Below are 22131 nucleotides of genomic sequence, written 5' to 3'. Positions count from 1 at the left end.
GCGGCCTACGCGGCTGGCGGCGGGCAGCCGGCGATCTCGCCGTGCGCGTTGCTGCCCCAGAGGCTCATCCACCCGTTCGTGCCCGAGGTGCGCTTGGTCAGCAGCAGCCGGTTCGGGTACGCCTGGCGGCCGACGCGGGTGCGTCGGGTCGCGGCGGCGAGGAGGTGGGGCACGGATCCAGCGTAACCGGCGGGTGGGCGCGGGCCCAGGTCAGTGCCCGGCCCCGAGGTTGCCGGCGAGGCGCCCGTGCATGGCGGCGGAGGAGTCGTTCATGCCGGTGATCTCCGCGCGCTTGCCGTGGCGCTCGTACTTCGTGGTGATCGCGTCGAGCGCCGCGACCGTGGAGGCGTCCCACACGTGCGAGCCGGACATGTCGATGACCACGCGCTGGGGGTCGTCGGCGTAGTCGAACTGCGTCGTGAGGTCGTTGCTGGAGGCGAAGAACAGCTCGCCGATCACGGCGTAGTGCGCGGTCTCCGCGCCCTCGTCGTCGGTGCGGAGCGTGCGCTCGACGGTCGCGAAGTGGGCGACGCGGCGGGCGAACACGATCATCGCGGCGATGACGCCCACGATGACGCCGATGGCGAGGTTGTCGGTGATCACGACGATCACGACGGTGAGCACCATGACGAGCGTCTCGCCGATCGGCATCCGCTGGAGGGTCGAGGGACGGATGCTGTGCCAGTCGAACGTGCCGACCGAGACCATGATCATCACGGCCACGAGCGCGGCCATCGGGATGATCGCGACGACGTCGCCGAGGCCCACCACGAGGATCAGCAGGAACACGCCCGCGAGGAACGTGGAGATGCGGGTGCGGGCGCCGGAGGCCTTCACGTTGATCATCGTCTGGCCGATCATCGCGCAGCCGCCCATGCCGCCGAAGAGGCCCGAGAGGATGTTCGCGCCGCCCTGGCCGAGCGTCTCGCGGGTCTTGCGCGACGGGGTGTCGGTGATGTCGTCGACGAGCTTGGCGGTCATCAGCGACTCGAGGATGCCGACCAGCGCGACGGCGAGCGCGTACGGCGCGATGATCCGCAGCGTCTCCAGCGTGAGCGGGACGTCCGGGATGAAGAGCGTCGGCAGGCTGTCGGGCAGGGCGCCCTCGTCGCCCACGGTCGGCACGGCGAGCGCGGTGGCGACCGTCGCGACGGTGACCACGACGATCGCGACGAGCGGCGCGGGCACGGCCTTCGTGAAGCGCGGCATCACGACCATGATCACGATGCCGACGGCGACCAGCGGGTACACGAGCCACGGGACGCCGACGAGGTTCGGGATCTGCGCGGAGAAGATGAGGATGGCGAGCGCGTTGACGAACCCGACCATCACGCTGCGGGGCACGAAGCGCATGAGCTTCGCGACGCCGAGGAGGCCGAGGACCACCTGGAACAGGCCGCCGAGGATGACCGTGGCGATGAGGTAGTCGAGGCCGTGGTCGCGCACGAGCGGCGCCACGACGAGCGCGACGGCGCCGGTGGCCGCGGTGATCATGGCGGGCCGGCCGCCGAGGAACGCGATGGCGACGGCCATGACGAACGACGAGAACAGGCCGACGCGCGGATCCACCCCGGCGATGATCGAGAAGGAGATGGCCTCGGGGATCAGCGCGAGCGCGACGACGAGGCCGGCGAGCACCTCGCGGCTGAGGAGGCGCGGGTTCCGGAGCGCCTCGAGGACGGTCGGGCTGCCGTGGCGCGCCGCGGGCGTACGGACGGCGGGGGCGGGGAAAGCGGGCATGACGACTCCGGGAGGTGAGGGCGGGAGGGCGCCGGCGGCCCGGAGGCGGACGCGGTGGCGTCCCGGTGCGGCAGGCGGGTGGCGGCGTCGACGATCGGTCGGGCCGCGTCCCTATCGTAACGTGAGGGTAGGGTCCGCGGCCGCGCCCGGTCGGCGACCGGTCCGCGCCGGTCAGTGCCCAGCGCCGAGGTTCCCCGCGAGCCGCGTGTGCATCGCGGTGGAGGCGGCGTTCATCCCGACGATCTCCACGTCCTTGCCGTGCTGGCGGTACTTCCTGGTGATCGCGTCGAGCGCCGCGACGGTCGAGGCGTCCCAGACGTGGGATCCGCTCATGTCGATGAGCACGCGCTCCGGGTCGCCCGCGTAGTCGAACTGCGTCGTGAGGTCGTTGCTGGACGCGAAGAACAGCTCGCCCTCCACCTCGTAGCGCGCGGTCTCGCGCCCGGTGGGGTCGACGCTGACGCGGCGGTCGACGGTCGCGAAGTGCGCGACCCGGCGGGCGAACACGATCATCGCGACGACCACGCCCGCGACGACGCCGATGGCCAGGTTGTGGGTGGCCACGACGATCACGACCGTGAGCACCATGACCGCCGTCTCGCCGAGCGGCATGCGCCTCAGCGTCGACGGGCGGATGCTGTGCCAGTCGAACGTGCCCACGGAGACGATCACCATCACGGCCACGAGCGCCGCCATCGGGATGATCGCGACCACGTCGCCGAGGCCGACCACGAGCACCAGCACGAAGACGCCGGCGAGGAAGGTCGAGATGCGGGTGCGCGCGCCCGAGGCCTTCACGTTGATGAGGGTCTGGCCGATCATCGCGCAGCCGCCCATCCCGCCGAGGAACCCGGAGAGCACGTTCGCCGCGCCCTGGCCCCAGGCCTCGCGGGTCTTGTGGCTCGGGGAGTCGGTGATGTCGTCGACGAGCTTCGCGGTCATCAGCGACTCGAGGATCCCGACCACGGCCATCGCGGCCGCGTACGGCGCGATGATCTGGAGCGTCTCGAACGTGAGCGGCACGTCGGGGAGGAACAGCGACGGCAGGCTGCGGGGCAGCTCGCCCTCGTCGCCGACGCGCGGCACGCCGATGCCCATCACGACCACCGCGGCGGTCAGCAGCACGATCGCGACCAGCGGCGCCGGCACGACCTTCGTGAGCCGGGGCAGGAGCACGATGATCAGCAGCCCCACCGCGACGAGCGGGTACACCGCCCACGGCACGCCGATCAGCTGCGGCAGCTGCGACGTGAAGATGAGGATCGCGAGCGCGTTGACGAACCCGACCATCACCGACCGCGGGATGAAGCGCATGAGCTTGGCGACGCCGATCGCGGCGAAGAGCACCTGGAAGACGCCCGCGAGGATCACCGTGGCGATGAAGTAGTCGAGCCCGTGGTCGCGGGCGACCGGCGCGATGACGAGCGCGATGGCGCCCGTGGCCGCGGTGATCATGGCGGGGCGCCCGCCGAGGAACGCGATGGAGACGGCCATCACGAACGAGGAGAAGAGGCCGACGCGCGGATCCACGCCCGCGATGATCGAGAACGAGATCGCCTCGGGGATGAGCGCGAGCGCCACGACCAGGCCCGCGAGGACCTCGCGGCTGAGCATGCGCGGGTCCTTCAGCGCCTGGAGGACGGTCGGGCCGGACGGCGGTCGGTGGCGGACCGGGGCGGGGGTCCGGGTCGGGGTGCGGGTGGGCATGGCGGTGCTCCGTTCTGTCGCGGGCGTCGCGCCCGCTCTGATGAGGACTGGGGCGCGTCGTCGCGCGGTGCTGCGGCTGCCGCGCGGGGCGTCAGCGGGAGCGGAGGGGATCGGAGCGGGGCTCCGGAACCCTACCCTAACGTGAGGGTAGGGTTGCTGTCACGCCGGGCCGGATCCGGGCACGACGCGACGACCTCGCCGCCCTCGCGCGGGGCGCCGGTCGGGGCGCCGGTCGGGGCGGCGCGGTACAGTGCTGTCGACGGGCTCGGCACGATCGGCCCGGGGACGCGCTCGTCGCGGCGCATCGCGCACCGACCCGCACGACCGCGAGACGGGCCCTGGGGCCTCGATCGCTCCCGTCCCACCGCGCCCGCTCCGGCACCATCGCCGGTCCGCGTGCGGCGCATGCGCTCGTCGTCCGCGATCCGGTGCGGCACCACCCGCACGACCAGACGGACGCACCGGCACCGCCGCCGCCGCATCCGGCAGCACCCGCGTGGCGCGCATCGCGCGTCCCGCCCCCTGACATCACCTGCACGACACACCAGCACGACACCACCAGAAAGGCACCATGCCTCCCACCACCGCGCACTCCCTCGACCTCGCCAAGCCCGGGCGCCTGCCCCGCGGCGGCATGCGGATCACCCCGCTCGGCGGCCTCGGCGACGTCGGCCGCAACATGACGATCTTCGAGCAGGACGGCGAGCTGCTCGTCGTCGACTGCGGCGTGCTCTTCCCCGAGGAGACGCAGCCCGGCATCGACGTGATCCTCCCCGACTTCAGCGCCCTCCGCGGCCGCCTCGACAAGGTCAAGGGCATCGTCCTCACGCACGGCCACGAGGACCACATCGGCGGCGTCCCGTACCTGCTCAAGGAGCGGCCGGACATCCCGATCATCGGCTCGCGCCTCACGCTCGCGTTCATCACCGCGAAGCTCGAGGAGCACAAGATCAAGCCCGTCACGCGCGAGGTGAAGGAGGGCGACCGCATCGACGCCGGCGTCTTCAACCTCGAGTTCATCGCCGTGAACCACTCCATCCCGGACGGCCTCGCCGTCGCCATCCGCACGCAGGCCGGCCTGATCCTGCACACGGGCGACTTCAAGATGGACCAGTTCCCGCTCGACCGCCGCCTCACCGACCTGGGCGCGTTCGCGCGCCTCGGCGAGGAGGGCGTCGACCTGTTCCTCACCGACTCCACCAACGCGGAGGTCCCCGGCTTCACGACCGCCGAGCAGGACATCGCGCCGGCCATCGAGCAGGTGTTCCGCAAGGCGCCCAAGCGCATCGTCGTCTCCAGCTTCGCGAGTCACGTGCACCGCATCCAGCAGGTGCTCGACGCCGCCGACAAGCACGGCCGCAAGGTCGCGTTCGTCGGCCGCTCGATGGTGCGCAACATGAAGATCGCCGCCGACCTCGGGTACCTCAAGGTGCCGAAGGGGCTCATCGTCGACCTCAAGCAGCTCGAGAAGATGCCCGACGCCAAGGTCGTCCTCGTCTGCACCGGCTCGCAGGGCGAGCCGATGGCCGCGCTCAGCCGCATGGCGCGCCGCGAGCACATCATCGAGGTGGGCGAGGGCGACACGATCCTCCTGGCCAGCTCGCTCATCCCCGGCAACGAGAACGCCATCTACGGCGTGATCAACGGCCTCATCCGCTGGGGCGCCGACGTCGTGCACAAGGGCAACGCCAAGGTGCACGTCTCCGGCCACGCCAGCGCCGGCGAGCTCGTCTACTGCTACAACCTCGTCAAGCCGAAGGGCGTCCTGCCGGTGCACGGCGAGTGGCGCCACCTCGTCGCCAACGCCGCGCTCGCGGTGAAGACGGGCGTGCCCGAGAGCAACGTCCACATCATCGAGGACGGCGTGAGCGTCGACCTCGTCAAGGGCCGCGCCACCGTCTCCGGCCGGATCCCCGCGCCCTACGTCTTCGTCGACGGCGCCACCATCGGCGTCGCCACGGAGAAGGCCCTCGAGGACCGCCGCACGCTCGCCGAGGAGGGGCACATCACCGTGCTCGGGATCTTCGACGAGCCGAGCCAGAAGCTCCTCGACCCGGCCGAGTTCCTCACGCGCGGCTTCGTCGCGCACGACGGCTGGAAGAAGGAGGCGGAGGCCGCGGTCACCAAGGCCCTCCAGGCCGCCGCCGGTCGCCGCCGCCTCGACGGCCCGGCCGCCGAGCGCGCGATGAGCGAGGGCCTGTCCCGCTGGCTGCAGCGCCAGCACCGTCGCCAGCCGGTCATCACGGCCGTGGTGGTCGACGCGGACTAGCTCGACACGCACCACCGGACCCCGCGCGGGTCCGTCCCCGGCCGGCGGAGCGCATCATGCGCCCGCCGGCCGCTTCATGACCGAAGCCGCTTGGTAGCGTCGCTCCCATGCCGGCCGCCCCCGAGACCACCCGCGCCTACGGATCACGGGACGCACGGCGGGCCGAGCTGCTCGACGCCGCCGTGCGCGTGATGGCGGTGACGGGGGTCGCCGGCGCGAGCACGCGGGCGATCACCGCGGAGGCCGGCCTCGCGCACGGTGCCTTCCACTACTGCTTCGGCGTGAAGGAGGAGCTGCTCGGCGCGCTGCTGCGGCAGGAGGTCGACGCGGTCGTGGCGCAGCTGGCGTCCGCCGAGGATCCGGCCGGCCTGCCGCTCGAGGACGCCGTCGCCGCCGTGCTCCGCGCCGAGCTCGACCGCGTGCGCCGCGAGCCCGACCGCCAGCGCGTGCTCGTCGACCTCGCCGCGACCGTGCAGCGGATCCCCGCGCTCGCCGACCTGCCGCGCTGGGAGCACGGGAGGTACGTGGAGGAGACGCGGCGCAGGTTCGCCGCGGCGGGGATCGACGGCGACCGCGCCGAGCGGTCGGCCGTGCTCGCGGTGGCGGGCATGACGGGGATCGTGGGCGCGTGGCTGGCGCATCGGGACGCGGGCGCGGACGCGAATGCGGATGCGGTGGCCGAGCGGGCCGTCGCGGACCTCGCCCGGGCGCTGGCGCTGCTCGCGGGGGACGGCGGGCGCTGACCCGGGCGTGCCCTCGTCGTCGTCGACGGCGCCGGGGCGCTGACGGTGACGCGCGCGGGTCCCGCGGCTCAGCCGAGCGCGCCCAGCGCCTGCGCCGCGGCCTTCGCGGCGCCCGAGATCAGGGCGTCGTCGGCGACCGCGTCCTGCCGGTCCTTCGAGGAGTGCGCCGCGATCGGCGCGGCGTCCGGGCGCCAGATCACCGCGACGTCGCCGCGGCTCGCGTAGGCGCCGCTGCCCGACTTGTCGCCGACCGTCCACTCCGTCGGCAGCTCGGCGCGCACGAGCGTGGCGCCCGTCTGCGTCGCCTTCAGCCAGCCGGTGAAGAGGGCGCGCTCGTCGTCGTCGAGCGGATCCGCGAGGGCTCCCGCGTCGCCGAGCGCGTACGCCCGCAGGAGCGCGGCCGTGGCGCGCGGGGTCGTCGTGTCGCGGTCGTCGCCGGGGGTCGCCTCGTTGAGCGTGGGCTCGTCGCGCGCGACGACCGTGGTGTCGTCCCCGAGGGCGGTGAGCGCGGCATCCAGCTCGGACGGGCCGCCGAGCGCCCGGAACATCAGGTTCGCGGCCGTGTTGTCGCTCCGCGTCATGGCCGCCTCCGCCAGCTCGCGGAGGGTCATCGTGCCGCCGACGCGGGTCTCGGTGACGGGCGCGTAGGCGAGGACGTCGGCCGCCTCGATCGGCACGGCGCGCTCCATCCCGGCGATCCCGACGCGGTCGAGGAGCGCGGCCGCGAGCGGGGCCTTGATCGTGGAGGCGTACGCGAAGCGCTCGTCCGCGCGCCAGGAGACCTCGGCACCCGTGCCGGTGTCGACCGCGTGCACGCCGAGGCGCGCGCCGAAGCGCTCCTCGAGCGCGGCGAAGGCGGCGTCGGCGGCGGCCTGGTCGACCGCGGGGGCGGCGGATGCGGACGGCGCGGCGGTCGCGGGCGCGGTCGTGGTCGGGGCTTCCGCGGGGGCGGCGGCGCATCCGGCGAGGAGGGCGGCGGCGAGGGCAGTGCCGATGCCGGTGCGGGCGGTGCGGCGGGCGGGATGGATCACGGCGGGGCTCCTCGGGAGGCGTCGGGCGGGTGCGGGATGGGCGGGTGCGGGTGCGGGTGCGGGTGCGGGGACGTGCGGGTGCGGGGAGGTGCGTGTCGCACTGCCCCGGATCCAGCCTCGCGCGACGGCGCGGATCCGGCGTCCCCCGCGGGGTCGACGGGCGTCCCCCGCGCGGACCACGCCTCGATTCAGCGGTTGTGGAAATGAGTTCCCTAGGCTCGCGGATCGGGACCGCAGCGCGCGCCGCCGCGCCCGCCCCGCGGATCCCGAGGACGACCCGACGCCCGACCGCATCGACGCCCGACCCCCCGAGAGACGAGAGGCCGCATGAGCGCCATCACCGCAGTGACCCCCGGCGAGATCCATCCGAGCGAGGGGTACGACGGCTTCGTCGGCTGGGTCCTCTCCCTCATCGAGACGCTGGGGGAGGTGGGCGTGGGCCTCGCCGTGCTGATCGAGACGTTCGTGCCGCCGATCCCGTCCGAGGCGATCCTCCCCGTCGCCGGATTCCTCTCCTACGAGGGCCGCATGAGCGCGTGGGGCGCCTGGGCCGCGGCCACCATCGGCGCGCTCGTGGGCGCGCTCATCTGGTACGCGATCGGCGCCGCGCTCGGCCGCGATCGCACCTGCCGCCTCGTCGGCCGGATCCCGCTGCTCGACCACGCCGACTTCGACAAGGCCGAGGCCTTCTTCGTGCGGTGGGGCGGCACCGCCGTGCTGCTCGGCCGGTGCGTGCCGCTCGTGCGCTCCTTCATCTCCATCCCGGCGGGCATCGAGCGCATGCCGCTCGCGCGGTTCTCGCTCTACACGGTCCTCGGATCCGGCGCCTGGAACGGCATCTGGGTGGGCCTCGGCTTCGCGTTCGGCCCGGCGATCCGCCCGGTGCTCGAGGAGTGGAGCGGGCTGATCTCGTACGCGGCCGTCGGCGTCATCGCGCTGCTGGTGCTGTGGTTCGTGGTGTCGCGGCTGATCCGGCGGGTGCGGACGGCCTGACGGCCCGCGGCCCGACCGCCGCCGCGCTCCTCTGCCAGGCTGGAACCCATGCAGACCCCCGGCGCCAGTGCCGCTCCCGACGCCGTGACCGCATCCGCCGACCGCCCCGCCGAGATCCTCGTCCTCCGCGCCATCAAGCTCGGCGACATCCTCGTGGCCGTCCCCGCGCTCCGCGCCATCCGCCGCGCGCACCCCGACGCCCGCATCTCGCTCGCCACCACCGGCTGGCTCGCGCCGGTCGTCCGGCTCCTCGGCATGGTCGACGAGCACCTCCCGCAGCAGGGCTTCGACCACCCGATCGCGCGCGAGCCCGGCACGGTCGACCTCGCGATCAACCTGCACGGCGCCGGCATCGAGAGCCGCACCCTCCTCCACGAGCTGCGCGCGCACCGCACCCTCGGCCACGCCGCTCCCGAGCTCGACGGGATGCCCGCCGCCGACGGCCCCGCCTGGGAGGACCACGTCCTCGAGCGCTACCGCTGGGCCCGGCTCGTGTCCTGGCACGGCATGCCCGCGGATCCGGACGACGTCGGCATCCTCGTCCCCGCCGAGCCGCCCGTCGCGGAGCACGCCGTCGTGATCCACGTGGGCGCCGCCTACGGATCCCGCCAGTGGCCCGTCGACCGCTTCGCCGAGGTCGCCCGCGCGCTCGCCGACGAGGGCCGCACGGTCGTCTTCACCGGATCCGACAAGGAGCGCGAGCGCGCCCTCGAGGTCGCCGCCCTGGCCGGCATGCCCACCTCGACGGTGCTCGCGGGCGAGCTGGCCCTCGATGCCTTCGCCGGCATCATCGCGGCCGCCGACCTCGTGATCTCCGCCGACACCGGCGCCGCCCACCTCGCGACCGCCTACGGCATCCCCTCGGTCGTGATCTTCGGCCCGGCCCCGCCCGAGGAGTGGGGCCCGCCCGCGTCCGGCCCGCACATCGTGCTGACCGACGCGTCCCAGCGCCTCGGCGACACGTTCTCCGCGATCCCGGATCCGGCGCTCCTCGCGATCACGCCGGCCCACGTCCTCGAGGCGGCCCGCTCCCTCGACGGCCACCGCGTGATCCGCCCGCTCACGGGCGAGCCGCGCGACTGATCCGCCGGGTCAGCTCCGCGGCGTCTGTGCCGTAACCCCCGGCCACGGCACCGTCGCCGCCGGCCATGCGGACGACAAGAGCGCGTCCCGCACCCGCCGCTGCGACATCACCGCGTCGAGGCTGTCGGTGCGGAAGGCGAGCGCGAGCGACACGTCCGCCCAGTACGCGTCCCAGCCGGCGTAGGTCGCGACGACCCGCGCGCCGATCTGCCGGATCAGCGCCCATGCGTCGTCCGCGGGCAGGTATCCGGCGACGTAGGCGTAGCGGATCGCGCCGATCGTGCGCTCGCTGTCGCCAGCGAGCAGGAGCACGGGAGGCCGGCCGCCGTGCGCCCTGGTCAGGTCGATGATCTCGAACTCGCTCCGCCCGGTGAGCGCCGCCATCCGCGACACCATGCGCTCCGCCTCGTCGGACGCGGCCACCTCCGCGAAGCGCGCCGACTGCGGCCCCTGGGTCAGCGCATCCGCCACGAACAGCTCGATGTCGTCGCGCGACGCGATGCGGAACTGCGTGTCGAGGGCGGCGCGGTGCTGCGCGAGGGGCGCCATCGGGAGGCCCGCCCACTCGTGCCCGGTCGCGCCGTCGGCGTGCTCCGCACGCAGCTCCGCGGGCATCTCGGCCCACGTGGGCTGGAACGCGAGCGACGAGTTCCAGCCGCCGAACGAGAAGTCGCTCACGGCGTCCAGCGCGAGCAGCTGCTGCTCCTCGAGGAGCACCGGCCGGATCCGCGCCTGGGCCACGTAGTCGAGCTGATCCCGCCGAGGAGCCCGCGCGTCGATCTGCTGGAAGACGAGCGACGCGACGAGCAGGCCCACGCCCATCCCGAGCGCGAACAGCACGATGGGCATGGCCGGGCCGCCCTCCGGCTCGCCGGACGTCGCCACGAGGATCCCGAGCGCCACGCCGGCCGCTCCGAACGGCAGCGCCAGGGCGGTGACGAGCAGCGCGCGCGTCCCCTTGCCGCCGCCGGGCCGCAACCGCTGGGCGTCGAGCATCCGGGCGTGGCGCAGCCGGGCGCGCACGGGGAACTCGACCTCGCCGGGGTGGTTCTGCAGCGTCACGCGCGAAGCCTATCCAGCGACCGGATCGGCACCGCCGTCCGGGCGTCCACGCGTCAGCTGTAGTCCGCGAACACCGTCTTCGCCGCCCCGTCGAGTCGCACCGTGCCGCCGTGGGGCAGGATCCACTGCGGCCGCGTGTGCCCGAACGGCACGCCCACGCACACGACCGCGCGCGGGTTGTACCGGGCGACCTGCTCGATGACCGTGTCGCGCTGCTCGGCCCGCAGCCGCGCGCGCTCCTCGGCCGACGGCACCGGCGCGCCCATCAGGATGGTCGGCGGCCGGGCGACGAGCACGCCCGCCACGACGTCGAGGATCCCGCGCTCGCCGAGCCCGCGCACCCAGCGGCGCACGCTGTCGGCCGACGGCACCTCCTCGCTCGTCTCGAGCAGCAGGATCCCGCCCTCGAGCTTCGCGACCTCGGGCATGCGGTCGGCCATGGCGATCTGGTCGATCACCTCGATGCAGCCGCCCCACGTCGGCCCCTCCACCGTCTTCGCCGGGCCGGCCCACTTCCACGGTTCCGTCGCGTGGCGCTCGCCGTGCTCGGTGAGGGCGCGAGGATCCGTCCAGTCGATCCCGAAGTCCTCCGACTCCCCGGGCTCGGTGATCTCGAGCTCGCCGCCCTCGATCAGCGCGGCCCGCAGCGAGCGCAGGTGCACGTCGTCGATGGCGGGCCCGGCGCCCAGGTGCACCTGGGTGGATCCGCCGTAGAAGCTCGGGATGCCGAGCCCCGCGAGCAGGTTGTGCAGGTTCGTGTTGTCGCTGTAGCCGAGGAACGGCTTGGGGTTCCGGGCCAGCTCCTCGATGTCGACGTGCGGCACCACGGTGACCTGGTCGTCCCCGCCGATGGTCGAGACGATGGCGCGGATGGAGTCGTCGGCGAACGCGGCCGTGATGTCGGCGGCGCGGTCGCGGGCGCTGGCGCCGAGCCGCCGGGTGGTCCGGTACTCGACGGGGATCAGCCCGGTCGCCTCCTGCAGCCGCCGCATCGCCTGCTCGTGCACCTCGGGCGCGATCCCGGGGGCCGCGAATGCGGGGCTCAGCACCGCCACCCGGTCTCCCGCCTTCGCCTTGGGCACGGACTTGCGGAAGCGGGAGGAGGTGGAGGGGATCATGCGGGTCATGCTCCCAGAGGCGGCCGGGAGTGCGCGGACTCCGACCCGCTCCGCTCGGTACTCTCATGCGACCGAACGGAAGGGCCCCGTCATGTCGCACGCAGAGAACGCCGCCGCCGCCGAGGACGCACGAGTCCGCGAGCATCTCGCATTCGCCGACGCCGCGCTCGCGCTGGCCGGGCACGAGGTGACCGATCCGGTGCTCCGCACCATCCTCGAGCGTGCCGCGCGGCAGGAGATCACCGGGGACGAGGCCATCGCGGAAATCCGTCGGCACATCCAGGGCGATGTTCCGTCGTCGAACGTCGCTTCGGGTGACGGGGACCTGCCGAGATGACGGAGACGCACGCGGGGCTCGGATTCGACGAGGCCGACGATGTCGAGGCACGCGCGGCCGAGAGCCTGGCCTTCGCGGATGCGGCGCTCGCGCTGGCCGGCGGCGAGGTGACCGACCCGGTCCTGCTCGAGATCACCGAGCGGGCCGCGCGGGAGGAGATCACCTCGGAGGAGGCGGTCGCCGAGATCCGGCGGCACGTGCTCGGCTGAGCGTCCTATCGCTCGCTCTCCCTACGGCCCACCCAACCAATGGTCGATCCGATGGTGGTCCGGGCTGAACCCGTGCCCCACGCCCCAGATGACCGCCTGGGTGCGGCTCTGCACCTGGATCTTCCGGTAGATCGAGCGGATGTAGCTCTTCACCGTGTTGGGGGAGAGGTACGTGAGCGCCGCGACCTCCTGGTTGCTCTTGCCCTGCGTGATGAGCGCGAGGATCTCCGACTCGCGGTCCGTGATCCCCTCGCGCTTGCCCGGCCAGTCGAGCGACGGCGCGCTCGCGGCCCGCAGCGGCGCGTCGTTGAAGAGCTCCTCGCCCGCGTGGATCCGCTCGAGCGCCTCCACGAGCTCCCGCGCCGGCAGCGCCTTGGAGAGGTAGCCCTGCACGCCCTGCCGGCGGGCGTCGGCGATCAGCTCGGGCTGGAAGTTCCAGGTGTAGACGACCACGCGGCGGGCCCGCGGGTTCCGCACCAGCTCGGCGATCTCGTGGTGGTCGGACTCCGGCTGCGCGAACGAGTCGTAGAGCACGATGTCGATGTCGTCGGAGAGGGCCGCGTTCGCGTCGATCTCGGCGACCAGCACGCGGTCGCGGTAGTCGTCGAACATGTGGGCGAGGCCCGTCAGCACCACGTCGTAGTCGTCGACGAGCGCGATCGTGACGGGGCGGGTGCGGGTGGCGGGCATGGATCCAGGATCCCACCCCCAGGGGTGTGCACCCACACCCCGGAGGGTGGTTGATTGAGGTCATCGCCCCGAACGGGCACCACCGCGCGTCTTCCTGACGTGCTCGCACAGAAGAGAGATCACCATGCTCGGACTCATCATCAGCCTCATCGTCGTCGGACTCATCGCGGGCTTCATCGCCCGCGCGGTCGTCCCCGGACGCCAGAACCTGTCGATCCCCATGACGATCCTGCTCGGGATCATCGGCTCGTTCGTCGGCGGCTTCCTCGGCTTCCTGCTCTTCCAGCACGACGCCATGGAGGGCTTCTTCCAGCCCGCCGGCATCATCGGCTCGATCATCGGCGCCATCATCGTGCTGCTCGTCTACGTGAAGGTCGGCGGCCGCAAGTCCGTTCGCCGCTGAACACGGCCGGGCGAGCCCTGGACGCGCTGGCGCGCCCCGGACGACCGCCGGTAGCGGGAGCAGAGGAGGGGCGGGTCGCCGAGGAGGCGGCCCGCCCCTCCGGCGTGCGCGGTCCGATCATCTGACGCAGCCGGGCCAGGGCGGCATCCGTCCAATGCGCGGGTCGCCCGGGCGCATCCGGTGTCGGCTCCCTGTCCGAGGACGTGATCGCGCCGTCCGTGGCTCATGATGGGCATGCGCCCACCGGCAGGACGACCCGTCCACGCCCCGTCCGCGGATCCGGTCGCGACGACGACGTCGCCGGCCGGGACATCGACGCGGACGCCGCCCGGCCCGCAGGCACGTCCGACCCCGGGCGGACCGCCGCTCGCCCGAGCGGAGCGCAGCGCCCACGAGAGGAACCAGCATGAGCATGGAAGGCGTCGCCTGGAGCTCGCTCTACAAGATCTCGAGCGCGCGGGACGGGTCGCGCGGCATCTCCCGCGAGTCCGTGAAGCGGATCCTGACGTTCGCGGTGCCGTACCGGGCGAAGCTGCTCGTCTTCATCGGGCTGTCCGTCGTCGGCGCGTTCCTCGCGGTCGCGACGCCGGTGCTCGCGGGCCAGGTGGTCGACGTGATCGTGGCCCGCGGCGAGGTGGGCACGATCATCCGGCTCGCCGTCGTCATCGCCCTCGTGGCCGTGGCCGACGCCGGCGTCTCGCTCGTCACCCGCTGGTTCTCGGCGCGCATCGGCGAGGGCGTGATCCTCGACCTCCGCACCGCCGTGTTCGACCACGTGCAGAGGATGCCCATCGCGTTCTTCACCCGCACGCGCACGGGCGCCCTCGTGAGCCGCCTCAACAACGACGTGATCGGCGCGCAGCAGGCCTTCAGCGGCACCCTCTCCGGCGTGGTCACGAACCTCGTGGCGCTGATCCTCACCCTGGCCGTCATGCTCAGCACGTCGTGGCTCGTGACCGTGCTCGCGGTGATCATGCTCCCCGTCTTCCTCGTGCCCGCGCGCCGCATGGGCGGTCGCCTCGCTGCGCTCCGCCGCGAGGCCGCCGACCACAACTCCGCCATGAGCACGCAGATGACCGAGCGCTTCTCGGCGCCCGGCGCCACCCTCGTGAAGCTGTTCGGCCGGCCCGGCGAGGAGTCCGCGGAGTTCCGCGTGCGCGCCGCCCGCGTCCGCGACATCGGCGTGCGCACCGCGATGCTCCAGTTCGTCTTCGTCACCGCGCTGATGCTCGTCTCCGCGCTCGCCCTCGCGCTCGTCTACGGGCTCGGCGGCTTCCTCGCGCTGTCCGACCAGCTCGACACCGGCGAGGTCGTCACGCTCGCGCTCCTCCTCACGCGCCTCTACGCGCCGCTGACCAGCCTGGCGAACGCGCGGGTCGAGATCATGAGCGCGGTCGTCAGCTTCGAGCGCGTCTTCGAGGTGCTCGACCTCGAGCCGCTCATCCAGGAGAAGCCGGACGCCGGCAGCGTGCCCGCGGGTCCCGTGTCCGTCGAGTTCGACGACGTGCGGTTCGCCTACCCGTCCGCCGACAAGGTGTCGCTGGCCTCCCTCGAGGAGGTCTCCACGCTCGACACCCGCGGCGGCGAGGAGGTGTTGCACGGCGTGTCCTTCCGGATCGAGGCGGGGCAGACCGTGGCGCTCGTCGGCACGTCCGGCGCCGGCAAGTCGACCATCGCGCAGCTGCTCTCGCGCCTCTACGACGTCGACAGCGGCGCCGTGCGCCTCGCGGGGACGGACGTGCGCGACGTGACCTTCGCCTCCATGCGGCACACCCTCGGCATGGTGACGCAGGACGGCCACCTGTTCCACGAGACGATCCTGTCCAACCTGCGCCTGGCCCGGCCCGAGGCGACCGACGAGGAGGTGTGGGACGCCGTGCGTCGCGCCCGGCTCGAGCCGCTCGTCCGCTCCCTGCCCGACCAGCTCGACACCATGGTGGGGGAGCGCGGCTACCGGCTCTCCGGCGGCGAGCGCCAGCGCATGACCATCGCGCGGCTGCTGCTCGCGCAGCCGCGCGTCGTCATCCTCGACGAGGCGACGGCCGCGCTCGACTCGACCTCCGAGGCCGCGGTGCAGGCCGCGCTGAGCGAGGCGCTCGAGGGGCGGACGGCCCTCGTCATCGCCCACCGCCTCTCCACCATCCGCAGCGCCGACATGATCCTCGTGGTCGAGGACGGTGCCATCGTCGAGCGCGGCACGCACGACGAGCTGCTGGCCGCCGCGGGCCGGTACGAGGAGCTGCACCGGACGCAGTTCGCGGTGCGGAAGACGGTGGCGGCGGACGTGGACGCGGTGGCGGACGAGGGCGCGGCGGCGGACGACGGCGTGGCGCTCGCCGAGCCCGGCCGCTGACGCGGCGCCCCGGGCGCCCGGCCCTGAGGCGCTGCCCCGGGCGCCGATACGGTGGCGGGATGAGCGCACCGGCCGACCCCCGCGCCGCGGCGTGGGATCCCGCCGACCGGATCATCGCGTTCGTCACCTCGCGCGCCCTGCTCCTCGGAGCGACGCTCGGCCTCGCGTACCTCACCGTGGCCGTCACGGGGGACTCGTCCCTCACCGATCCGCTGATCCCCGGCTTCGGCTCCGGCTTCGGGTTCGGGCTCGTCCTCGTGCCGCCCCTCGCGGGCGCCCTCACGCTCGTGGTCTGGCTGTTCGCCTCGGCGGCGGTCCGGCTGGCGCGCCTCAGCCGGGTCGCCGCGCTCGTCGGGATCGGCCTCTGCGCCGTCGCCGAGGCCGCGATCGTCGGGGCGGGCATCCTCTCGGTGATGGACGTGCGGCCGGTGTCCGTCGCCGGCGCGGTCGTCCTCGCGGGAGGATCCGCGGCGCTCCTCCTGCGCGCGCACGGCGCGGTGGGCGGACGCGCGCGCACCTCCGCGGTCTAGCGCCGGACGCGCACCCCGAACCGGATCACCCGAACACCCGCCGCACCACCTCGAACTCCTGCTCCAGGCCGTCCCACTCGTCGGATCCGTCGGGCCGGCTCGACTCGTCCACCATCGCGAGCGCGCCCGCGAAGCCGGCGTCCTGGAGCACGCGGAGGGAGCGGGCGTAGTCGACGTCGTCGAGGCGGCCGTCGTCGTGGCGGTGGGCCTTGGCATGGCAGGTGACCGCGTGCGGGGCGATGCGGGCGAGCTGCTCGTGCTTGTCGGGCATCGTCCAGTTGCCGAGGTCGATGAGCACGCGGATGTCGCCGGCATCGGCCAGGAGGGCGAGCACGGCGTCCGCGTCGGGCATCATCTCGCGCCAGTTCTCGACGACCACCTGCACGCCCGGGTGGTCGTCGGCGAGCCGCGACATGCGCCGGGCGCTGGAGGCGATCAGCTCCGGGGTGGGCGCGCTGCGGCCGGCGCCGACGCGGGCGTGGTGCGCGCCGAGGGTGAGGGCGTCGTCGAGGAGGCCGGAGATCCACCGCTCGTGCAGGTCGGCGTCGGTGGGGTGGGTGAGGTCGCCGTCGTCGACGAGGAACGCGTCGAGCACGATGCCCGACGACTCGAGCGAGGCCCGCAGCTCCTCCAGGTAGGAGGCGTCGCGCGTGGGCAGCTGGAAGTGGGCGAGCTGCACGGCCCGGTAGCCGCGGCGGGCCAGCTCGGCGGGCAGGTCGAGGAGGTCGAGGGCGCCGGCGGCGCGGGTGACGGCGCCGGATCCGTCCGGGCCCGGGACCCGCGGATGCCCGAGCGTCCCGTCCAGGGACCAGGCGTGGACGGCCTTGTCGGTCGGGCCGACGGCGTCCGTCCGGCGCGTCATCGGACGGCTCCGGTCGGGTCGATGGCGATGGCGTTCATGCGGCCTCCCGGGTCGCCCGCATCGGCGCGGGGCATGCGTACGATCGTAGGCGCGGGCACGCCGCCGCGTCCGGGTGGATCCCGGGCCGACCCGGCCGCACGACGCCCGCTCCCCCGATCACCGCCGAACGAGGAGCGCCCATGGACATCGTCGTCTGGAACGAGAACGTGCACGAGAGCCGGGGGGACGCGACCGTCCTGTCGCACTACCCGGACGGGATCCACGCCGTCGTCGCCGATGGCCTCCGCGAGCTGCTCGGCGACGACGCGTCCGTGAGCACCGCGACGCTGCAGGATCCGGAGCACGGCCTCACCGAGGAGCGCCTCGCCGCCACCGACGTCCTGTACTGGTGGGGCCACGTCGCCCACGGCGAGGTGTCCGACGAGGTCGTCGAGCGGGTGATCCGCCACGTCCACGCCGGCATGGGCCTCGTCGTCCTGCATTCCGGCCACTACTCCAAGGTCTTCACGCGCCTCATGGGCACGACGTGCTCGCTGAAGTGGCGCAACGACGGCGAGCGCGAGCTCGTCTGGACCATCGCGCCGCAGCACCCGATCGCGGAGGGGATCCCGCATCCGATCGTCATCGACCGGCAGGAGATGTACGGCGAGCAGTTCGACATCCCGCGCCCCGACGAGGAGGTGTTCCTCTCCACCTTCGCCGGCGGCGAGGTCTTCCGCTCGGGCGTCGCGTACCACCGCGGCCGCGGCCGGGTCTTCTACTTCTCGCCGGGCGACCAGGAGTACCCCGTGTACCACCACCCCGACATCCGCCGCGTGCTCGCGAACGCCGCCCGCTGGGTCGCGCCCACCCAGGGCCGCGCCGACCTCACGGCCGACCAGCACCCGCGCGACTGGTTCCTCGCCCGATGAGCGCCGCGAAGGGGCCCGCCGCCTCCGCCTCCTCCGGCCCGCGCGTCCGCGTGATCCACGTCGGCCTCGGCGGCTGGGGCGGCGACTGGGCGCGCAACGCCGTGCCCCGGGTCGCCGAGGTCGAGGTCGTCGCGATCGTGGATCCGAGCGAGCCCACCCGCGAGAAGGTGCGCGCGATCCTCGGCCTGCCCGCGGAGGCCGCGTTCGCGTCGCTCGCCGACGCGCTCGCCGCGGTGGAGGCGGACGCCGTCATCGTCACCGCGCCGGCCGTCACGCACGCGCCCCTCGCGCTGGAGGCGCTGGAGGCCGGCAAGCACGTGATCGTCGAGAAGCCGTTCGCGAACTCCACCGCGGAGGCCGCCGCCGTGGTCCGCCGGGGCGAGGAGCTGGGCCTCATCGTGCAGGTCAGCCAGAACTACCGCTGGTACCCGGCGCCGCGGCGCGTGCGCGAGCTGCTCGCGGCCGACGCGCTGGGCGAGGTCGCGACCATCGAGATCGACTTCCGCCAGTGGGACAACGACGAGCCCGACGACTACCCGCACTACCGGTTCCCGCAGCCGATCATCAACGACATGGCGATCCACCACTTCGACCTGATCCGCATGATCACGGGCCGCGAGGCCGTGCGCGTGTTCGCCCGCACCAGCCGCCCGTCGTTCAGCCACTACCGCGACCCCGCGGTCGCCTCCATGGTCATCGAGCTGGAGGGCGGCCTGATCGTCGACTACCGCGGCAGCTGGCTGCACCGCGGACCCGCGACGCCGTGGGCCGGCGAGTGGCGCATCTCCGGCGCCGACGGCGAGCTGACGTTCACGAGCCGCGGCGAGGGCGTCTCGGCCGACCGGGTCGGGATCCGCGACGCCGACGGCGCCGAGCGCGAGCTCGACCTCGAGACGCTGCCGCTGAAGGGCCGCGCCGCGGGCCTCCGCGCCTTCGCCCTCTCGATCCTCGGCGGCCCGCCGCCGGAGACGAGCGGCCGCGACAACCTCGGCAGCCTCGCGCTGATGGAGGCCGCGGGCCGCTCCGCGGAGTCCGGCCAGGTGGAGGACGTGCGCGACCCGCTCGCCGGCTAGGCGGGGCCCGGCCGTCCCCGCGTCACCCAGGAATAGCCGGGCCGCATCCCGCCTTGTGATCCGCGAGGCCCGACGGCGTGCCGACCCCGACCACCGACCGAAGGACCCTCGCATGACCCTCACCGAGAGCACCACCCCCGCATCCACCGCCCGCACCGCCGACACCGTCGTGCCGATCGTGCGCGAGCTCGACGCCCGCTGGAGCCCGCGCTCCTTCGACAAGGACGCCACCGTCTCCGACGCGCAGCTCGACGCCCTCCTCGAGGCCGCGCGCTGGGCTCCGTCCGGCAGCAACCAGCAGCCGCGCCGCTTCATCGTCGCCCGCCGCGGCACCCACTCCTTCGACACGATCGTCGACTCCCTGGTCGGATTCAACGCCGCGTGGGCCGTGAACGCCTCCGCGCTCGTCGTCGCGATCGCCGAGACCTCGACGGTCGAGGGCGAGAAGCGCCCCTACGCCGCGTACGACCTCGGCCAGGCCGTCGCCCACCTCTCCGTGCAGGCGCAGGCCGAGGGCCTCCACACGCACCAGATGGCCGGCGTCGAGTTCGACAAGCTCAGCGCCGCGTTCGACCTGCCCGAGAACCTGCAGCCGCTCACCGTCACGGCCGTCGGCACCGTCGCGCCGGCCGACGCGCTCGAGGGCCCGCTCGCCGAGCGCGAGACCGCGCCGCGCACGCGCCTGCCGCTGTCCGAGCTGGTGCTCGTCCGCGAGTAGCGGATGCCGCGCGCACGCGGCCGTCGACCTCCGGGTCGGCGGCCGCTGCCGTGCGCGGGCGGCGGGTCGGGCCGGGCGGCGAGGACGGGCAGGCGCGTCGGCCGATGCGGATCCGGCGGACTCAGCCGCCGAGCACGCGCCCCACGAGGTCGCGGAGGAACGGGATCGCGTCCTGCACCTGGCCGACGCTCGCGATCACGGTCGCGACGAGCGGCCACGCGGATCCGACGAGCGTCGCCACCACGGCCGAGACCGCCGCGACCCACGCGACGCGGCCGTCTCGGGTGCGGGCGGCGATGCCGAGCATCACGAGCGCGACGACCAGCGACACCCCGACGCCGAGCGCGATGAGCGTCACGGGCACGTCGAGCTGGCCGGCGGTGGCCGCGTCGGCCGCGCCGAGGAAGCCGAGCACGGGCAGCAGCACGACGACCACGACCACGATCCCCACGACGAGCCCGGTCACGGCGGCGGCGCGCGCGGCCCGAGGGCGGCGGCGCGGGACGGCACCGGCCATGCGGGCGCTCATCGGGCCGATCCTCGGACGGCGGCTCCCGTCGCGCGGGCGCACGCGGGCGGGCGGACGGCGGTCGCGGTCGCGGTCGTGGTGACGGTGCGGGGGCGCGTGCGGGCGTCCGCGGATGCGGACCGCGCGGGTCGGGATCCGCGGCTCGGGTCGATCATGGCTGCTCCTGTCGGGTGGTGCGTCACCCAGGAGACGGGACGGGCCCCGGCCTCGTCCTGCCCGCCCAGGAGGCGCCCAGCGGGGAGCGCGAGACGTTCGCTCGGCGGATGTGCCGCGCCGCCCGACCTTCGCCCGGCGGATGGGGCGCGCGCCCGCCGGCCCCGCGCCCCGCCCCGCCCCGTTCGCGTAGAGTCCGGCACGCCCGCCGTCCCCGATCCCCGGAGCACCCCCATGACCGAGATCCTCGAGTACGTCCGCACCTGGCTCGACCACCGCGTCTGGCAGACCCGCGTCCCCGGCGCCCAGGTCGCCGTCGCCCGGCACGGCGAGGTCGTGCTGTCCGAGGCGTTCGGCGTCGCGAACCCCACGACCGGCGCGCCGCTCACCCCCGCGCACCTGTTCCGGGTCGCGTCGCACTCGAAGAGCTTCACGGCGACCGCGATCCTGCAGCTCGCCGAGCAGGGCGCCCTGCGCCTCGACGACCGGCTCGGCCAGCACGTGCCCGAGCTCGTCGACTCCGGATCCGAGCTCGCCGACGTCACGGTCGCCGCCCTCCTCGAGCACGGCGCGGGCGTCCTCCGCGACGGGTTCGACGGCGACCACTGGCAGCACGCCGGCCCGTTCCCCGACCGCGCGCACCTCCTCGCGATCGCGAACGCGCCCGGCGTCGCCAAGGTCGCGCCCGACACCGCGTTCAACTACTCCAACATCGGGTACTCCCTGCTCGGCCTCGTCGTCGAGGCGGCATCCGGCCTCTCCTTCGCCGAGTACCTGGCCACGCGGATCGCCGCCCCGCTCGGCCTCCGCGACACCACCGCCGAGTACGACCCCGCGCGCGCGGACGAGTACGCGGCCGCCTCCACCTCGCTCCGCACCTCCCGCGAGCGCACCGTCCTCCCGCACGTCGACACCCGCGCGATGGCCGCCGCCACGGGGGTCACGAGCACCGCGTCCGAGCTCGTCTCCTTCTTCTCCGCGCTCGTGCTGCCCGACGACGACCGGCTCCTCACGGCCGCGTCGAAGCGCGTGCAGCAGCGGCCCCGGTACGACACGAGCGCGGATCCGGCCGGCACCCGCCGCTACGGCTACGGCCTCATCGTCGAGCGCGTCGGATCCGGCGACGCCGAGGCCACCGTGCTCGGCCACTCCGGCGGGTACCCCGGCCACATCACGCGCACGGCGGTGGATCCCGCGAGCGGCTGGGCGGTCACCGTCCTCACCAACGCGATCGACGGCCCGGCGGCCGCGCTCAGCACGGGCGTGCTCGAGCTGCTGCTCGCCGACTCCGCCGCGACCGACGCCGAGCGCGCCGCCGTCGACGCGCCCTTCACCGGCCGCTTCGCCAACGTGTGGGGCCTGCAGGACTTCCAGGTCGTCGGCGACCGCTTCCTCCGCATCGACCCGACCGCGGAGCACCCGCTCGAGTCGGTCGACGTGCTCGAGCGCACGGGCGACTCCTCGGCGCGCATCGTCGAGGGCGAGGGGTTCGGCTCCGTCGGCGAGGAGATCACGGCCCATCGCGCACCCGACGGCAGCGTCGACCGGATCCGCGGGGGCGGCGGCATGACGCTGGAGCCGCTCGCGCGCGAGTGGGTCCCGCGCTCGCGCGGCTGA

22 protein-coding genes are annotated in these 22131 nt (G+C 74.0%); 13 read left to right on the top strand and 9 right to left on the bottom strand.

All coding sequences use genetic code 11. The features are described 5' to 3' along the window. Positions 1–5: 5 nt before the first annotated feature. From FGG90_RS09675 to FGG90_RS09665, 3 genes are all read right to left on the bottom strand, one after another. Entirely contained in the window at positions 6–173 is a 168-nt protein-coding gene (locus FGG90_RS09675; protein WP_165771341.1) for a hypothetical protein, read from the bottom strand. A gap of 37 nt (positions 174–210) precedes the next feature. Next, a complete protein-coding gene (locus FGG90_RS09670; RefSeq protein WP_094127608.1) occupies positions 211–1740 on the bottom strand; it encodes a SulP family inorganic anion transporter in 1530 nt (509 codons plus the stop codon). 171 nt (positions 1741–1911) lie between these two features. Beyond that, on the bottom strand, positions 1912–3447 hold the full coding sequence (locus tag FGG90_RS09665) for a SulP family inorganic anion transporter (RefSeq protein WP_094127611.1): 1536 nt from the start codon (positions 3445–3447) through the stop codon (positions 1912–1914). 571 nt (positions 3448–4018) lie between these two features. On the opposite strand from FGG90_RS09665, the gene FGG90_RS09660 reads away from it, so the two are divergent. Together FGG90_RS09660 and FGG90_RS09655 are read left to right on the top strand one after the other, a co-directional pair. Continuing rightward, positions 4019–5716, top strand: a complete 1698-nt coding sequence (locus FGG90_RS09660; RefSeq protein ID WP_094127614.1) for a ribonuclease J — start codon at positions 4019–4021, stop codon at positions 5714–5716. Positions 5717–5823: 107 nt separating this feature from the next. Continuing rightward, positions 5824–6459, top strand: coding sequence for a TetR/AcrR family transcriptional regulator (locus FGG90_RS09655; protein WP_094127618.1), 636 nt, complete (start codon positions 5824–5826; stop codon positions 6457–6459). A gap of 68 nt (positions 6460–6527) precedes the next feature. Here the strand turns inward: FGG90_RS09655 and bla are convergent, their stop codons facing one another. Continuing rightward, positions 6528–7490 carry a class A beta-lactamase gene (gene bla / locus FGG90_RS09650; RefSeq protein WP_094127621.1) on the bottom strand — a complete coding sequence of 321 codons (963 nt, stop codon included), beginning with the start codon at positions 7488–7490 and terminating at the stop codon, positions 6528–6530. 327 nt (positions 7491–7817) lie between these two features. Between bla and FGG90_RS09645 the strand changes: the two genes are divergently transcribed. Further along, the gene (locus FGG90_RS09645; protein ID WP_094127623.1) at positions 7818–8483 is read left to right on the top strand and encodes a DedA family protein; all 666 of its coding nucleotides are present in this window, start codon (positions 7818–7820) and stop codon (positions 8481–8483) included. Positions 8484–8531: 48 nt separating this feature from the next. After that, a complete protein-coding gene (locus FGG90_RS09640; protein WP_094127626.1) occupies positions 8532–9566 on the top strand; it encodes a glycosyltransferase family 9 protein in 1035 nt (344 codons plus the stop codon). A gap of 9 nt (positions 9567–9575) precedes the next feature. Here FGG90_RS09640 and FGG90_RS09635 read toward each other — a convergent pair whose 3' ends face one another. Further along, positions 9576–10628 (bottom strand): DUF1266 domain-containing protein, encoded by a 1053-nt coding sequence (locus FGG90_RS09635; protein ID WP_094127629.1) that lies wholly within the window; start codon positions 10626–10628, stop codon positions 9576–9578. Positions 10629–10681: 53 nt separating this feature from the next. After that, on the bottom strand, positions 10682–11746 hold the full coding sequence (locus tag FGG90_RS09630) for a S66 family peptidase (protein WP_094127632.1): 1065 nt from the start codon (positions 11744–11746) through the stop codon (positions 10682–10684). A 91-nt stretch (positions 11747–11837) separates the two neighbouring features. On the opposite strand from FGG90_RS09630, the gene FGG90_RS09625 reads away from it, so the two are divergent. After that, positions 11838–12083, top strand: a complete 246-nt coding sequence (locus FGG90_RS09625; protein ID WP_094131411.1) for an antitoxin VbhA family protein — start codon at positions 11838–11840, stop codon at positions 12081–12083. Beyond that, positions 12080–12292, top strand: coding sequence for a hypothetical protein (locus tag FGG90_RS09620; RefSeq protein WP_094127635.1), 213 nt, complete (start codon positions 12080–12082; stop codon positions 12290–12292). The genes FGG90_RS09625 and FGG90_RS09620 overlap by 4 nt, the downstream gene beginning before the upstream one ends. Positions 12293–12313: 21 nt before the next feature. Here FGG90_RS09620 and FGG90_RS09615 read toward each other — a convergent pair whose 3' ends face one another. Then, positions 12314–12982, bottom strand: a complete 669-nt coding sequence (locus FGG90_RS09615) for a response regulator transcription factor (protein WP_094127638.1) — start codon at positions 12980–12982, stop codon at positions 12314–12316. A 124-nt stretch (positions 12983–13106) separates the two neighbouring features. Between FGG90_RS09615 and FGG90_RS09610 the strand changes: the two genes are divergently transcribed. From FGG90_RS09610 to FGG90_RS09600, 3 genes are all read left to right on the top strand, one after another. Then, positions 13107–13385 (top strand): GlsB/YeaQ/YmgE family stress response membrane protein, encoded by a 279-nt coding sequence (locus tag FGG90_RS09610; RefSeq protein ID WP_094127641.1) that lies wholly within the window; start codon positions 13107–13109, stop codon positions 13383–13385. 406 nt (positions 13386–13791) lie between these two features. Then, the gene (locus tag FGG90_RS09605; protein WP_094127644.1) at positions 13792–15738 is read left to right on the top strand and encodes an ABC transporter ATP-binding protein; all 1947 of its coding nucleotides are present in this window, start codon (positions 13792–13794) and stop codon (positions 15736–15738) included. 59 nt (positions 15739–15797) lie between these two features. Continuing rightward, positions 15798–16268, top strand: a complete 471-nt coding sequence (locus FGG90_RS09600) for a hypothetical protein (protein ID WP_094127648.1) — start codon at positions 15798–15800, stop codon at positions 16266–16268. A gap of 25 nt (positions 16269–16293) precedes the next feature. Here FGG90_RS09600 and FGG90_RS09595 read toward each other — a convergent pair whose 3' ends face one another. Continuing rightward, positions 16294–17130 (bottom strand): sugar phosphate isomerase/epimerase family protein, encoded by an 837-nt coding sequence (locus FGG90_RS09595; protein ID WP_094127651.1) that lies wholly within the window; start codon positions 17128–17130, stop codon positions 16294–16296. Positions 17131–17309: 179 nt separating this feature from the next. Between FGG90_RS09595 and FGG90_RS09590 the strand changes: the two genes are divergently transcribed. From FGG90_RS09590 to FGG90_RS09580, 3 genes are all read left to right on the top strand, one after another. Then, positions 17310–18041, top strand: a complete 732-nt coding sequence (locus FGG90_RS09590) for a ThuA domain-containing protein (RefSeq protein ID WP_094127654.1) — start codon at positions 17310–17312, stop codon at positions 18039–18041. Continuing rightward, complete coding sequence (locus FGG90_RS09585) at positions 18038–19114, top strand: Gfo/Idh/MocA family protein (protein ID WP_237583291.1); 1077 nt, start codon at positions 18038–18040, stop codon at positions 19112–19114. Before FGG90_RS09590 ends, FGG90_RS09585 begins: the two co-directional genes overlap by 4 nt. Before the next feature lie 112 nt (positions 19115–19226). Next, complete coding sequence (locus FGG90_RS09580) at positions 19227–19832, top strand: nitroreductase family protein (RefSeq protein ID WP_094127656.1); 606 nt, start codon at positions 19227–19229, stop codon at positions 19830–19832. A gap of 121 nt (positions 19833–19953) precedes the next feature. Here FGG90_RS09580 and FGG90_RS09575 read toward each other — a convergent pair whose 3' ends face one another. Next, positions 19954–20361, bottom strand: a complete 408-nt coding sequence (locus FGG90_RS09575) for a hypothetical protein (protein ID WP_094127659.1) — start codon at positions 20359–20361, stop codon at positions 19954–19956. A gap of 387 nt (positions 20362–20748) precedes the next feature. Here FGG90_RS09575 and FGG90_RS09570 point away from each other — a divergent pair, with 387 nt between their 5' ends. Then, positions 20749–22131 (top strand): serine hydrolase domain-containing protein, encoded by a 1383-nt coding sequence (locus FGG90_RS09570; RefSeq protein WP_094127662.1) that lies wholly within the window; start codon positions 20749–20751, stop codon positions 22129–22131.

It is taken from the genome of Clavibacter michiganensis subsp. tessellarius (genome assembly GCF_021922985.1).
GTDB classification, from domain to species: domain Bacteria; phylum Actinomycetota; class Actinomycetes; order Actinomycetales; family Microbacteriaceae; genus Clavibacter; species Clavibacter tessellarius.
This window is presented reverse-complemented; position numbering and strand designations above follow the sequence as displayed.

Excerpts from the sequence above, each read along its gene's own strand:
- FGG90_RS09670 (WP_094127608.1), bottom strand. The coding sequence starts at position 1,740 with ATGCCCGCTTTCCCCGCCCCCGCCGTCCGTACGCCCGCGGCGCGCCAC.
- FGG90_RS09665 (WP_094127611.1), bottom strand. The coding sequence starts at position 3,447 with ATGCCCACCCGCACCCCGACCCGGACCCCCGCCCCGGTCCGCCACCGA.
- FGG90_RS09660 (WP_094127614.1), top strand. The coding sequence starts at position 4,019 with ATGCCTCCCACCACCGCGCACTCCCTCGACCTCGCCAAGCCCGGGCGC.
- FGG90_RS09655 (WP_094127618.1), top strand. The coding sequence starts at position 5,824 with ATGCCGGCCGCCCCCGAGACCACCCGCGCCTACGGATCACGGGACGCA.
- FGG90_RS09645 (WP_094127623.1), top strand. The coding sequence starts at position 7,818 with ATGAGCGCCATCACCGCAGTGACCCCCGGCGAGATCCATCCGAGCGAG.
- FGG90_RS09640 (WP_094127626.1), top strand. The coding sequence starts at position 8,532 with ATGCAGACCCCCGGCGCCAGTGCCGCTCCCGACGCCGTGACCGCATCC.
- FGG90_RS09630 (WP_094127632.1), bottom strand. The coding sequence starts at position 11,746 with ATGATCCCCTCCACCTCCTCCCGCTTCCGCAAGTCCGTGCCCAAGGCG.
- FGG90_RS09625 (WP_094131411.1), top strand. The coding sequence starts at position 11,838 with ATGTCGCACGCAGAGAACGCCGCCGCCGCCGAGGACGCACGAGTCCGC.
- FGG90_RS09620 (WP_094127635.1), top strand. The coding sequence starts at position 12,080 with ATGACGGAGACGCACGCGGGGCTCGGATTCGACGAGGCCGACGATGTC.
- FGG90_RS09615 (WP_094127638.1), bottom strand. The coding sequence starts at position 12,982 with ATGCCCGCCACCCGCACCCGCCCCGTCACGATCGCGCTCGTCGACGAC.
- FGG90_RS09610 (WP_094127641.1), top strand. The coding sequence starts at position 13,107 with ATGCTCGGACTCATCATCAGCCTCATCGTCGTCGGACTCATCGCGGGC.
- FGG90_RS09605 (WP_094127644.1), top strand. The coding sequence starts at position 13,792 with ATGAGCATGGAAGGCGTCGCCTGGAGCTCGCTCTACAAGATCTCGAGC.
- FGG90_RS09600 (WP_094127648.1), top strand. The coding sequence starts at position 15,798 with ATGAGCGCACCGGCCGACCCCCGCGCCGCGGCGTGGGATCCCGCCGAC.
- FGG90_RS09595 (WP_094127651.1), bottom strand. The coding sequence starts at position 17,130 with ATGACGCGCCGGACGGACGCCGTCGGCCCGACCGACAAGGCCGTCCAC.
- FGG90_RS09590 (WP_094127654.1), top strand. The coding sequence starts at position 17,310 with ATGGACATCGTCGTCTGGAACGAGAACGTGCACGAGAGCCGGGGGGAC.
- FGG90_RS09585 (WP_237583291.1), top strand. The coding sequence starts at position 18,038 with ATGAGCGCCGCGAAGGGGCCCGCCGCCTCCGCCTCCTCCGGCCCGCGC.
- FGG90_RS09580 (WP_094127656.1), top strand. The coding sequence starts at position 19,227 with ATGACCCTCACCGAGAGCACCACCCCCGCATCCACCGCCCGCACCGCC.
- FGG90_RS09575 (WP_094127659.1), bottom strand. The coding sequence starts at position 20,361 with ATGAGCGCCCGCATGGCCGGTGCCGTCCCGCGCCGCCGCCCTCGGGCC.
- FGG90_RS09570 (WP_094127662.1), top strand. The coding sequence starts at position 20,749 with ATGACCGAGATCCTCGAGTACGTCCGCACCTGGCTCGACCACCGCGTC.